The sequence below is a fragment of the Radiobacillus sp. PE A8.2 genome (assembly GCF_045635475.1).
Lineage (GTDB): Bacteria > Bacillota > Bacilli > Bacillales > Amphibacillaceae > JBJGXI01.
The window spans coordinates 1-13,631 of record NZ_JBJGXI010000060.1 but is presented as its reverse complement, the minus strand read 5'-3'; the positions used below and the strand labels follow the sequence as shown (position 1 = coordinate 13,631).

Below are 13,631 nucleotides of genomic sequence, written 5' to 3'. Positions count from 1 at the left end.
TCTTCTCACCATCCTTTTTATTTTTTAGTTTACATCGATAACGTAGTTTTATACGTAAAAGGCCTGTTCAATGCTACTGCTAATCTTGTTTAACTAACGAGTATCTAGCTACAAGTGATGGAAGTGGTTTGGCTCTCTTTATATGGAAAAATAAGGACTTGATGTATGGATAGATTGATTCTTGACAAATCATGCTACTATGCGATACTATATACCAGTAATAAGTAATACTAATTACATGTGTTACAGCGTACTAAGAAAACATAGATAAATATAAATGAGGGATAAATGTGGAAAATAACACAGAAATGCTGAAAGGGGTTCTGGAGGGTTGTGTGTTAGAAATCATCAGCCGTGGTGAAACTTACGGCTATGAAATCACGCAAAGCTTGCGAGAACTTGGCTTTACTGATGTCGTTGAAGGTACCGTTTATACGATTACCATGCGGCTCGAGAAACACAATCTCGTCGATATAGAGAAAAAGAAATCCACGGTGGGACCGCCGAGAAAATTTTACACACTTAACGCAGCAGGTCGAGAACATCTTGAAGTGTTCTGGAGGAAATGGGATTTCATTTCAAGCAAAATTAACGAACTAAAAACAAAAGAAATAAAAAAGGAGCAGATAAAATGAGTTTAATTGAAAAAATTATCGGAAGTCTAGATGACAAGCGGGAATGGAAGGCGATGGAGGCGCGTGCGAAGACACTTCCAGAGGAGTACTTTAACGCTTACAAAGCAATTCAAAAATACATGTGGACTGCTGGAGGACCGACTGACTGGAAAGAAGTTCACCGCATCTTTAATGGTATTCTCGACATGTTCGAGGAAGGTGCTGCCGAAGGGAAAAAAGTCACGGACCTCACGGGTGAAGATGTGGCAGCTTTTTGCGATGAACTAGTGAAAGACACGAAAACGTGGAAAGACAAATATCGTGAGAAGTTAAATGATACGATTAGTCGTGACCAAGGGTGAAATTTTAGTGGGCCGTCGCCTAGCATAGAGGAGTGACAAAAATATGAAAATATTGTCGATTCTCTGTATCTTTTTTTGTGATTTTAAAAAATGCTACAGGAACGTCCCGATCATACCGGCTGAATAGCTGATTACTATTCAGTTCTATTTTTAAGTAGGTAGTAAGTAATACAGAATATCGGTATTGCTAAGTAGAATGGTATTGGCAATCTAACTATGAATGAGTTTAGGGCGGATTATTACTGTTTGAGATTGATGGCGAATTCGATCTGCCCGCTTCACAGACATAGCTCCCTAATTTTCATGCTAAAAGGCACTTGCCTAAACATTTATAAGAGGAGGAAAAATATGAACAATACTGTGATTTCTGTAAAAGAGTTAACAAAATCCTTTAAAGACAAGGAAGTCTTAAAGAAGGTAGATTTTGAGGTGCGTCGTGGTGAGATATTCGCACTGCTGGGGTCGAATGGAGCAGGCAAGACAACGATCGTTAACATCCTCTCAACACTAATGAAGCCGGATGGAGGTGAAGTAGGTATTTGCGGTTTTGACGTTCAGCGTCAACCAGATCATGTTCGCCAGAGCATCAGCCTGACAGGACAGTTTGCAGCTTTGGACGGCATGCAAACTGGGCGGGAAAATCTGATAATGATTGCCAAGCTGCGGGGAGTTTCGAAGCCCGCTCAAGTTGCTGACAATCTATTAGCAAAATTTAGCCTGACTGATGCAGCAAACCGTCGTGCGGACAAGTATTCAGGTGGGATGAAGCGCAGACTTGACATCGCCATGAGCTTAATCGGGAATCCAGAAGTGATTTTTCTTGATGAACCGACGACAGGGCTTGACCCCGAAGCGCGGATTGAAGTCTGGAATACTGTCAAGGAGCTTGCTGGCTCTGGCACGACCATCTTGCTTACGACCCAGTACCTGGAGGAAGCGGAACAACTGGCGGACCGTATTGCTATTCTACATGGCGGAAAAATCATCACGACCGGTACTCTTACCGAGCTCAAGCAGATGTTTCCACCCGCGAAAGTGGAATATATCGAGAAACAGCCGACATTGGAGGAAATTTTCCTCGCAATCATCAGCAAGAAGGAGGAGATGTAAATGAAAAGTAAAACTGGGGTATTGTTTGGGCGTTTAATGCTCAACATCATGCGTAGCCCGGATACAATTATTACGGTAGCGATTACACCGATTATGATGATGTTGTTGTTTGTCTATGTGTTTGGCGGTGCCATCGAGACAGGCACGGACCACTACGTCAATTATTTGTTGCCAGGAATCTTGCTAATTGCTATCGCATCCGGTGTCGCTTACACTTCGTTGCGTTTATTCACCGATGTAAAGAGCGGGTTGATGGCACGTTTCGTTACTATGCCTATCAAGCGTTCTTCGGTATTGTGGGCTCACGTGTTGACCTCGCTTGTTTCCAATGCACTCACTGTTGTGGTGGTTATCCTTGTTGCACTTTTGATGGGATTTCGTTCCGGTGCTAATATTCTGGATTGGCTTGCGGTAGCTGGGATACTAGGTCTGTTTACACTAGCGCTAACGTGGATGGCCGTCATTCCAGGATTAACAGCAGCGTCTATGGAAGGGGCAACAGCTTATTCGTATCCGCTGATTTTCTTGCCATTTATCAGCTCGGCTTTTGTTCCTACCGAAACCATGCCTACAATTATCCGTGTGTTCGCTGACAACCAGCCCGTGACTTCGATCGTGAATTCAATTCGTGCGCTCTTGTATGAAGGGTCTGTTGGCAACGGAATTTGGACCGCGCTTGCCTGGTGCGTCGGCATCATGATCATCGCTTATTTCTTTGCAAATAGGCAATTTAAACGTCAGTTAGGGTAAGTCCAGAGGTATGAAATGATTATTTGATATCAAATTTCAAGATTCAGGGGGGGTTAAAGCGAACGAGTGTTCCTTGTTTGTGCAATTCTATGTTATAATCTACTAAGATAATGTACTTTAGGAGAGGTCTATCCACCTTTGATAGCCGATCCTCTGGGAGAACCGCTTATCTAAAGACCACAGTTCATAACTGTGGTCTTTATTAACTTATTCAAATTATGATTTTATTTTACCATAGATGGAATGTTGGGAAAAGCAAGGGGCATAGGTACGGTCTGCCCCCGAGTCCTAATTTATTGTTTTAAGAAGTTGCTTACTTTTTTCATAGTCCTTTTCTCTTCTCTTCGCTACTTGTAGCATTTTTGTTAAGCTCTGACTATATTCAGCATAGCTCATATTATGTGATTGGTGCATCGCCTTTTCCATTTCGGCAGTGTATGTTAAATTAAGAGGATTGATAAAATCCCGCCTTTCTTTATTCTTTACAATTTAAATTGTAAGATTATATGGCGAAAAGTTCAAACCTGCTCACACTTGATGAATAAGTATGTGAGATGATTTTACAATTGATAAAGCGTTTACAACGCTTTATTTCAAAAAATGCCTCTTAATACCTCCCGTATCTTTCAATTTTGTGGGAAATTGTTGTTAGGAATGTAGGAAAAAGGGACGGTTCTGACGGCACAGAATGCTTCCTGGGCTCGGAATTGTGTCACTCGCCTGTTTCATCCATTCCGATACTGCCTCGGCGTAACCCCAGCATATTTCTTATACACTTTCGTAAAGTAGCTTTGGTCATGGAAATTTAAGATGCTAGAAATCTCTGTCAGCGTATGGTTTGTATAAGTGAGCAAACTTATAGCTTCCTCTACCTTGGTTTGGTGAATAAATTCTACGATTGAGATACCTACTTCTTTTTTAAACAAATTAGATAAATAGTTTGGATTCTTTTGTGCGATTTCAGCAAGGTCTTGTAGTGAGATCAACTAGATAAACCGGAACTTTAAACAGTTGAAACGCTAGATTACACATATAATATACATCTTCCTTTTTAGTAATCAGCATGCAAAAAACTCCAATCGAATTTTGTCAAAAAAAAACATGTAAAATGAAATAGTTTCCTGTAAATTATACCAGCAATTGAATATGAAATACCGTATAATTAATAATGTTAACGCTTTCTTTAGGTGAAAGGAGTTTTAATTGCATAGAGTAATGAGGGGGAAAAGTTGTGCGTAAATTTAATAAAAGTATTTTAACCGTAGCAGGAATTATTGTGGCACTTGTGATCGCTACTATTGTAACCGTTTCAATGGCCACTGTTCTACTAGCGGCAAAAATAATAGTTGTAGCAGCATCTATTTTAGTACTAACAATTGTAGTGTTTGCCATTCGTTGGGCCAGAAATAATCCAACAAAAAAGAAAGTGAAACGACGAATTCTGGCGACTTTGTTAAGCATTGGATTGATTATTGTGCTTGCACTAAATGTTGGAGTTTCAAGCCTGAGCATTTTGGTTAATCAATTACTAGCAACACCAGATAATGATCAAACGGAAGTAGCTGATGCGCAAGCGCAGACGAAAGCAATGACAGAAGCTATTTCTGATGAGGGATTCGTTTTATTAGAAAACAAAAATAATGCATTACCGCTTGATCTCGACAATGAGAGAAATATAAATGTTTTTGGTGAGGCAGCAGTTCGAGTTGTGTATGGTGGAAGTGGCTCTGGTGCAGGTGATGAAAGTAACAACGTCACATTGCAACAAGGCTTGGAGAACGCTGGATTTAAGCTGAATAGTGAATTAAACACCTATTATGAAGAAAATAAGCCTGAAAAAAAAGATGTGAATATTTTTAATTTACTTGGTGGGAATTTTATTCTAAGTGAACCAACCTTGAATGAGGACCTATTAGCGAAAGCAGAACAATTTTCGAATATCGCCCTAATTACACTAGCTAGGGCTGGTGGAGAAGGTGGCGATTTGCCATTAGATACATCGAGACAAGGTGGTTCAGAGGACCGTCATTACTTAGAACTTTCAGAAGAGGAAGCAGCGTTGATTGACAAGGTTACTTCCATGGATTTTGAAAAAGTAATTGTTGTTGTGAACTCTAGTCATCCGATGGAATTAGGATTTTTAGAGGAAGCTGGCATCGATGCTGCGATTTGGGTAGGAGGTCCTGGCTCTACAGGATTAAATAGTCTTGGCAAAATTTTGGCTGGTACGGTTAATCCAACAGGTAGATTGGTAGATACGTATGCGTATGATGCGACATCATCTCCTGCGTATTACAATGCTGGTGATTTTAACTATGTAAATGGAGATGTTGGTGGCAAAAGTGCAGATGAGGCTTCTTCATTTGTAAATTATCAAGAAGGAATTTATGTAGGCTATCGCTATTACGAAACACGCTATGTAAACAATCAAACGGGCGAAATAGATGAAGCTGCCTATCAAGATGCAGTTCAATACCCGTTCGGATATGGATTGAGCTATACAAGCTTTACACAAGAAATTGCGGACTATAGTAATACAGATGACACGATTACGATGACCGTGGACGTAACAAATACAGGCGCTGTCGCAGGTAAAGAGGTTGTACAACTTTATTACACCGCTCCATATTATGATGGTGGAATAGAGAAATCACATGTGGTGCTTGGTGCTTTTGAAAAAACAAGCATGCTTGACCCAGGAGCAACAGAAACAATTACGTTGGAGCTTAGCGTAGATGATATGGCTTCTTACGATGATCAGAACGAACAAGCATATGTGCTTGATGCAGGAACATACGAAATCAAATTGATGAAAAACGCACACGATATAATTGATGCGAGAGACTATCAAGTAACCGATACAATTGTGTATAACGGTGACAACAAGCGAGCCACAGACCAAGTAGCCGCGACGACGCAATTTGAAGAAGCAGCAGGAGATTTAACGTTTGTTTCTCGTGCTGATTGGGAAGGTACGTTGCCGACAGCACGTGCAGAAAATACCGAGGCATCGGAAGCATTGCTTGCGGCACTTAATGATCGATCTGCAGAGGATGATCCGAACGCTGAGGAGATTGTGTTTGCGGATCACGGATTAGAATTACAAGATATGATTGGATTAGATTATGATGATCCAAAATGGGAGCAATTATTAGAACAGCTTTCGGTCAGTGACATGGCGATCTTAATTGGTTATGGTGGCTATGCAACACAGGAAATTCCGTCGATTGGTAAACCTGCTACTGTTGACCTTGATGGTCCTGCTGGCATAAATGGGATTCTTACAGGATTGAAAGGTGTACAGATTACGAGTGGGGTTGTCATCGCCTCGACATGGAACGTCGAACTGATCGAAGAATTAGGCGCGGTCATTGGTGATGAAGCGACAGCGAACGGTATTAGCGGCATTTATGCACCAGCTGTCAACATTCACCGCACGCCGTTCTCTGGCAGAAACTTCGAATATTATTCAGAAGATAGCCTGCTTTCTGGTAAAATTGCCTCTGCTTATATTCAAGGATCAAACACGAAAGGTGTATATGCCTATATTAAACACTTTGCGTTAAATGACCAGGAAAGCAATCGAACGGGCATAGCGGTTTGGTCCAATGAGCAAGCGATCCGCGAAATCTATTTAAAGGCATTTGAAATACCAGTAAAAGAAGCTGGAGCAGATGCAGTTATGTCTTCCTATAACCGAATTGGAGCGATTTGGACAGGTGCACACCACGGCTTGCTCACAAACGTGCTGCGCGGTGAGTGGGGATTCCAAGGCATGGTGATCACCGATTTTGACCAGTATGAATATATGAATACGGATCAAGGATTACGTGCTGGAAATGATTTGGTGCTAACACCAATGGGTGACAAACCCTCCAAAGCAAGTACACAAACCGATACAGGTAATCAAGCAATGCGAGAAGCATCACATAATATCTTATATACCGTTGCAAATAGTAACGTATTTGAGATAAAAGCATCTTATCCTTTCTGGTTACTATTTCTAGGGCTGGGTAATATCGTGGCACTTGGGTTAGTTATGCTTGGGTTTTATAAGTTGCTGGGACGGAGGAAAGGTTTTTAAGTCTGAGAATGATTTTAGGGGAGGGGAACTATTTTACTTGTCCCTCCCCATAATTCGAAGAAAAGAATACTCTCTACAGTAGTCTAGAGAGTAACATAAAATACTATTAATAAATATCTCCACGATTTCCAACTGCTTCGATATAATTTCCGATTCTTAGCCTATATAAACCTCTATGCACTTTTAAACGCTTAATATCTCCTTTTGGCGGAATTGATAAGAGTCCTTTTAACAGTTACAATTATTTCTTGAGAATTTTTATCTAATTTAGCTATGAATTAAACTGCGGATTTATGGTAAATCAACTTGTAGTCCGAATTCACGCTTTGCATCCTCCCCTGAAATATATCCGTCTTTACATTCTAGTTGCTCGGATTCTTCTTTGGTTAACGGGTTGTTATCACTTTCTAATTGATCAATTGTTTACCATGATTTAGGCTTATTGATTTTTGAACGCTCAATTAAGAATTCCATGAAGTCAAATGCTGCTTTCTTATCTTCTTGTTTAAAGATTCCACCATTCTGTATAAATATTCTTTACGAATAGCCATTTGTTCCACCACCTTTCTCTCGAGTATATCTCTACCTATATAATAAACATTTTGTTTTAATAGTCACCAATTGACTCCTATCTCATTTCAAACAATTGTTGAACCTCGCCTTCAAATCAATAATAATAACGCATAATTCCTGTTAAGGTAATATCGATGTGAAAGATGCGGTATAGAGTATGTGTAACTTTATGTTAAAATATTTCATATATGTTAATCTAAAATGGCAGTTTTTCGATGTAGGTTAATAACAATTATATTATCAGATATGAAGGAGTCTAATTTATGAAAACTAACAGAAAGATCTTAACAGTAATGCTTATTGCAGCATTGGTTACAGTGGCTGCGTGTGACAACTCAGCTGATGCGTCAAGTGCTGAATCAAATAACGAGTCAACAAACAACAACTCTACACAACAGGAAGATGGCAACTCAACTAATAATGATTCAGCAGATACAGATGAAAATGCAGTAGAAAACACGAATAACACCGACCAAAATGATCAAGAAGATACTTCATCTGAAAATTTAAACGAAGAAGAGCTAGAGTCCAGTAACAATGATTCTGAAACCACCGAAAGTAAAAGGGATGAATATTCCAAGAAACTGAGTGAAATGGAAGAGGCAGATCAGAATGCTGAATCTGGAACAACGATGGTAGAGTTGGAGAAACAAGAGTCGGAAAGGTATAAAAAATGGGACGATGAGTTGAACGAAATCTACGGTGTCCTGAAGGAACAGCTTAGTAAAGAACAAATGGATGAACTGAGGGAAGAACAGCGCAACTGGGTCAAACACAGAGATGAAGCTGCAAAAGAAGCATCACTAAAATATCAAGGTGGTTCGTATGAGTCATTAGAATATGTGGCGACACAAGCAACGCTTACGAGAGAAAGGTGCTATGAGTTAGTTGCGCAATATATGAAGTGATTTTAGCCAGACTGCCGAATGAAATAGGCGGTAATGGTACAATGGGGAAAAGTAATTGGGGTTATTTGTTAAACTATCAGAAACACGGAATGTGAGTGCTAGCATTTTAACCGTCATGGAGGTGGGGTTATCAGAAAAGTAATTCATATTACTAACATAATATTACTTCTGGGTTTATTAGTATTAGGGTTTTTTATGTATTTTGGAATGCATTTCGTTCCTCAAGATGATCCTTATATAGCAGAAAATATATCTATTTTGCTGCTTTACGTTATATGGGGAATAAGTTACTACGTACAGCTTAAACAAACTACTGTAAAGAACTTCATCATAACTTTGGTAACTTTTTTAATTATTAAAGCACTGTATTTCTTTTTCATGTATTATGTTATTACGTTTTTGGAACTATTTCTAGAATGAGTAACTTGCTAGATATTTCTAAATGAAATTTGTACTTCGAAGTGCTACGGGCGAGTATTGGTCATGATTAATAGTAGTATAAAGCCAAATTAGATCCTGATTCATTAAATATAGGGGACGATAGTATAATCATCCCCTATATAAACCATGGTTCCCTTGCTAAGTTATTCTTGAAAATTATTCTATACCTTCTGTTTAATATTTATTGTTCCGAAGGTTCTTCGTCAAGATCAGGCTCTTCAGCATCCGCGCCAGCATTACCTTCTTCATTTAATTCCATTTCTTCCGAAGGTTCTTCGTCAAGATCAGGCTCTTCAGCATCCGCGCCGGCATTACCTTCTTCATTTAATTCCATTTCTTCAGAAGGTTCTTCGTCAAGATCAGGCTCTTCAGCATCTGCGCCAGCATTACCTTCTTCATTTAATTCCATTTCTTCAGAAGGTTCTTCACTAGGATCAGGTTCTTGCGCATCATTTGTTGAACAACCTGTTAGTATTAACCCTGCACTAAGAGGGATACTCAGTAGTAGTAATTTAAATTTTGTCATGTTTATCTCCTCCTAATTATTTGTTATACAGGACAGTTCCGCGTAAATAACTTAATAAAACATATTTCTACAAAAAGTTGGTTAAAAAAATCCATTCCCTATTCCAACGTGCTTATGTTTTTAGCTTTGGTTTTATACATACCAAACGCTATATGAAAAGTGACAAGTAACGTGTAGCTCCAATAACCGACCCCAAAAAAACGATAGATGAAGCAGGCAAACAACCTGTTCAACTATCGTTTTTATTAATTATAGTTAATTTATTTTATCTTTCTTCCTTTTAGGCTTCAAATAAAGTCCTAATTCCTTTTTCTCTATTGCTAATGATCGATAAAGAGAAAGCATCATCAGCAATATGATAATTGAAAAAGGTAATGCTACAATAATTGCGGCATTTTGCAGCGCTTTTAGTCCACCACTATATAATAAAATTAAAGCGATAGCAGACTGGGCAACTCCCCAAGTTAATTTTACGCTATTTGGCGGTGTGAGTGACCCGTAGGTTGTTTGCATCCCAAGAACGAATGTTGCTGAGTCAGCAGATGTTATAAAGAATGTGCTGATCAACAGAATTGCTACGATGGACAGGATACCTGCTCCGGGGTACTGACTAAAGGTTGCGAATAATATTTCCTCTGTTTTAAATTGTGTTAAATCAATCAATCCAGATTTTTGAGCTTCAATGGACGAACTACCGAATATGGAAAACCATAAGAAACTCACAAGTGAAGGTAGTAAAAGTACCCCGAATAAGAATTCACGAATGGTTCTTCCGCGTGAAACACGGGCAATAAATATGCCAACGAATGGTGCCCACGACATCCACCATGCCCAATAGAAAATCGTCCAGTCATTAATCCAACCCCTATTTTCTAAGTTAAAAGGAGCAATTCGAAAACTCATACTTATAAGATTCTGAATATACCCACCAAGTGAATCTGTAAAAACATTAAGAATGAAAACGGTAGGTCCAATGAAAAACATTAAAACAACTAATCCGATACCTAAGATCATATTTGTGTTACTTAAATATTTAATTCCTTTACCCAAACCAGACCAGGCTGAGATCATAAATAATACTGTAACAATAAGAATGATGATAGCTTGTACAGTATAATTGTTTGGTATATCAGTGAGGTAAGCTAAACCTCCATTGATTTGAGCTGCGCCAAATCCTAGGGTGGTTGCGACACCAACTGCTGTTGCAAATACAGCAATCACATCAACAGCTTTTCCTAATGGTCCTTCCATGCTTTTTCCTAAAACAGGTTTCAATGTTGCTGAAATTAAACCGGGTTCTCCTTTTCGGAATTTGTAATATGCTAACGCCAAAGCAACAACTGCATAAATGGCCCAAGCATGAATACCCCAGTGGAAAAAAGCATATCTCATCGCTTCTTTGTTCGCAGCATTTGTGCCACCCTCTGCTAGTGGTGGAGTAATAAAGTGGAAAAGCGGTTCTGCTGCTCCCCAGAAAACAAGTCCAATCCCCATACCGGCACTAAACAGCATAGAAAACCATGTTGCTGTTGAAAACTCAGGCTTATCATCGGGCTTTCCGAGTTTAATGGCTCCTAGAGGACTGAAAATAAGAAAGATACAAAAAATAACTAAAAGTGTAACTAAAATAAGATAATACCAACCAAAAGTTGATGTAATGAAAGCTTGTATATTGTTTGTTACTTCTTTAAAATCTTCAGGAAGCGAAAACCCGAACATAACTGCTACAAATACAAGCGCAATTGTTATCCAAAAAACGCTAGATATTTTCTTCATTTAATTCTCCTTTAAAACTGCAATGATTATCCCAATAGGTCCTAGAGTTAATATTGGTAGTTATTAAAATTTTACTCAATATCCGTGGAAATAACTTATAGGTTCCTTTTAAAAACGTTGGGATGAAGACGTTCATTGGCTATCTGATAGACGATGAAAGGTTTAACATCACCCAAGATAAACTACAGATCTCTCACAACGGTTGCCGGAGCTACTGCTAAGTTTATGCATACCAAAGACCCCTCGTAATACAATAGACAATGTAAGGGGGCGATGTCAATGGAAACAATCATATAAGATGGATTCGGGTTACAAATATTCAATTAAATTGCGTGCATTTGTACCTGGATAATGTTTAGAGATTGCCTTTAAAAACTTGATTTGGTGTGGTTAGTTACGTGCTGGTTTAACCGAGTGTTCACCAACATTTAAGAAAAATCATTGGAATTTTATGCTAAAATATAAATGTTAGTAACTGAGTCAATTTTATAATTACCTTATACAACTATCCGCATCCATATATAGTTCAGAGATGGTTTAATCCGACTATATATGGATGCGGGTAGCCTGGAAATCAGTATTATGAAATTGACTAAACTATTACAACTTTAATGAAAAGGGGGGATTAGAAAATGGTTGTAGTTATGGATATCTTAATTATTGCGCTATTGATCTTTTGCTTATTTGGTGTAATTGACAACAATAGAAAACTTACTAAAATCACGAAAAAATTAGAAATTTTCGATATAGAAGATAGAAAAGTTCCTAATGATGAGATAGAAAGTGAATTAGAAGATTTAAATGCCCGAAAATAATTTTTCGATAAAATTATACTAGATGTGAATAAGGACAAATGACAAAGAGAATATTGAGTCCAAATTTGATGAATGCAATACAAAGCAGGGGGAGGTCGAAGAAGATGAGTTCCTCTACACCCACTTGATTGTTCTATCTGATACAACTGTTTTCTGCGGAGCTATTCGAACAGATGCTATCAATCGTCATACTAACTTAATGCCTTACTCATCCACACCGTAGTATTGCTTAAACTTCTCATAGATCGTTTCTAAATGCTGCTTATCCTTTGGCAACAACGTATCCCATTCAATTGCATCGACAATATAATAGTGAAACGACCATATTTTTTGCTGGATTTCCTGATCACTTGCCAGAGATAGTTTATATAGCACTTCAATTAAGCTGTAATAGATCGATACATCACCATTCGCATAGTGGACAATCTGATAAAAAGATTTATATAAAAAATCCTCATATCGCTTCGGATGCTTGATTATACGTAACTTATCATCTTCATCCGTAATAAAGCGAATATCTTTATGCACCTTGCCAAGTTGTAGTAGATTTGAGCCGATACGATTGATACTGTTAATGGCCGTATGCGGGTCGTTGATTGATGGAGAAATTGCTTTGACGGCTATTTCCACTAGTTTTTGAATAAGAAATTCGATGTCTTGCAAATCAGTCCGTTCGGTACCAATGACAATATGTGTAGCAAAACTATTCGTTTCTTCTTCCAGTTTTTCTTCCGCATACAAGCTTGCGATCGGTAAGTCTTTCATCACAAAATCACCAATTTGAACGTGCAACTCAACCACACAGCTATTTCTTTTTGCCCAACGCACCATGGGGGCCCATTCTACTGATTGGACATACCCTGTCTGTTTCGCCCGGTACTCCAATGAAGACTGCTGTTTGATTCGCGTAACATCTCCTTCCATCCAAGTCTGGTATTCATCAAATGTACCTTGCTTATATGTATTTTCAATTACTCTAGAGCTATCCGTATGAATGATATCAATCAAATTGTTTACCTGCAGCCAGCGGGCGGCATGGTGGATAAAGTAAACAAAAAAGGCAAGACAGATGATTGCGATGATGGCCATAATAATTGGGCCAAGAAACGTATCTTGTTCGCCGATTAATAACAAATAAATTAACGCAAAAATAAATCCAAAGCAAAACACACCAAGTACATGATGCGTCATTCTACTGCGCATAAAGTCCTGTAGTGTACGAGGTGAGAATTGTGTAGAGTATGTAGTAAGTACAACCATAATGATGGAAAAGCTAATCGTAGTCATCGTCAAAATAGCGGTTAACAATCCAGCATATAAAGCTTTTGCGATATCTTGATCGGTCTCAAGAATATCAGGAATCTGCTCGCTATAACGAGAAACAAGCCATATATCGGTAGCATTAAACAGTATAACTAACAAAAGTGCAACCACACTATACACAGCAGGTACAAACCAAAAACTATCGCGAATGCTAATCCATATCTTCGTAAGATTCACCGAAATCTCTCCTTCAGAACGTCTATTTATATATGTTTACCCGAAATTGGGTGAATTGAGACATACGGTCGGTTCTGATGTCAAAGAATGCTTCTAATTTTAGGACAATGCACCTGTTCCCATGGCATACCCATCTCCTATGTGACGATTACAGAACTTAAGAGCGATTCAT

Annotated in this window: 11 protein-coding genes and 1 pseudogene; 7 read left to right on the top strand and 5 right to left on the bottom strand. The window is 38.6% G+C overall.

Annotated elements, in window-relative coordinates; translation table 11 throughout:
* Window positions 1-290 precede the first annotated feature (290 nt).
* From ACI6MV_RS22155 to ACI6MV_RS22140, 4 genes are all read left to right on the top strand, one after another.
* Window positions 291-635 (top strand): PadR family transcriptional regulator, encoded by a 345-nt coding sequence (locus ACI6MV_RS22155; protein WP_407272512.1) that lies wholly within the window; start codon window positions 291-293, stop codon window positions 633-635.
* Entirely contained in the window at window positions 632-976 is a 345-nt protein-coding gene (locus ACI6MV_RS22150) for a DUF1048 domain-containing protein (protein ID WP_407272511.1), read from the top strand. Before ACI6MV_RS22155 ends, ACI6MV_RS22150 begins: the two co-directional genes overlap by 4 nt.
* A gap of 348 nt (window positions 977-1,324) precedes the next feature.
* Window positions 1,325-2,086: an ABC transporter ATP-binding protein gene (locus ACI6MV_RS22145; RefSeq protein WP_407272510.1), complete on the top strand. Its 762-nt coding sequence runs from the start codon at window positions 1,325-1,327 to the stop codon at window positions 2,084-2,086.
* Window positions 2,087-2,836, top strand: a complete 750-nt coding sequence (locus ACI6MV_RS22140; RefSeq protein WP_407272509.1) for an ABC transporter permease — start codon at window positions 2,087-2,089, stop codon at window positions 2,834-2,836.
* Window positions 2,837-3,124: 288 nt separating this feature from the next.
* Here ACI6MV_RS22140 and ACI6MV_RS24950 read toward each other — a convergent pair whose 3' ends face one another.
* Together ACI6MV_RS24950 and ACI6MV_RS22135 are read right to left on the bottom strand one after the other, a co-directional pair.
* Window positions 3,125-3,250 (bottom strand): YuzK family famiily protein, encoded by a 126-nt coding sequence (locus ACI6MV_RS24950; protein ID WP_483880222.1) that lies wholly within the window; start codon window positions 3,248-3,250, stop codon window positions 3,125-3,127.
* Between the two features lie 311 nt (window positions 3,251-3,561).
* Window positions 3,562-3,819, bottom strand: a pseudogene (locus ACI6MV_RS22135) (helix-turn-helix domain-containing protein); the annotation flags it as partial.
* 248 nt (window positions 3,820-4,067) lie between these two features.
* On the opposite strand from ACI6MV_RS22135, the gene ACI6MV_RS22130 reads away from it, so the two are divergent.
* Window positions 4,068-6,920 (top strand): glycoside hydrolase family 3 protein, encoded by a 2,853-nt coding sequence (locus ACI6MV_RS22130; protein ID WP_407272508.1) that lies wholly within the window; start codon window positions 4,068-4,070, stop codon window positions 6,918-6,920.
* Window positions 6,921-7,756: 836 nt separating this feature from the next.
* Window positions 7,757-8,401 carry a lysozyme inhibitor LprI family protein gene (locus tag ACI6MV_RS22125; RefSeq protein ID WP_407272507.1) on the top strand — a complete coding sequence of 215 codons (645 nt, stop codon included), beginning with the start codon at window positions 7,757-7,759 and terminating at the stop codon, window positions 8,399-8,401.
* Window positions 8,402-9,023: 622 nt separating this feature from the next.
* Here ACI6MV_RS22125 and ACI6MV_RS22120 read toward each other — a convergent pair.
* Together ACI6MV_RS22120 and ACI6MV_RS22115 are read right to left on the bottom strand one after the other, a co-directional pair.
* Entirely contained in the window at window positions 9,024-9,368 is a 345-nt protein-coding gene (locus ACI6MV_RS22120; RefSeq protein ID WP_407272506.1) for a hypothetical protein, read from the bottom strand.
* A gap of 255 nt (window positions 9,369-9,623) precedes the next feature.
* Entirely contained in the window at window positions 9,624-11,144 is a 1,521-nt protein-coding gene (locus tag ACI6MV_RS22115) for a glycine betaine uptake BCCT transporter (protein ID WP_407272505.1), read from the bottom strand.
* Window positions 11,145-11,776: 632 nt separating this feature from the next.
* Here ACI6MV_RS22115 and ACI6MV_RS22110 point away from each other — a divergent pair.
* On the top strand, window positions 11,777-11,959 hold the full coding sequence (locus ACI6MV_RS22110) for a hypothetical protein (protein ID WP_407272504.1): 183 nt from the start codon (window positions 11,777-11,779) through the stop codon (window positions 11,957-11,959).
* A gap of 204 nt (window positions 11,960-12,163) precedes the next feature.
* Here ACI6MV_RS22110 and ACI6MV_RS22105 read toward each other — a convergent pair whose 3' ends face one another.
* A complete protein-coding gene (locus tag ACI6MV_RS22105) occupies window positions 12,164-13,459 on the bottom strand; it encodes a DUF2254 domain-containing protein (protein ID WP_407272503.1) in 1,296 nt (431 codons plus the stop codon).
* Window positions 13,460-13,631: the final 172 nt, after the last annotated feature.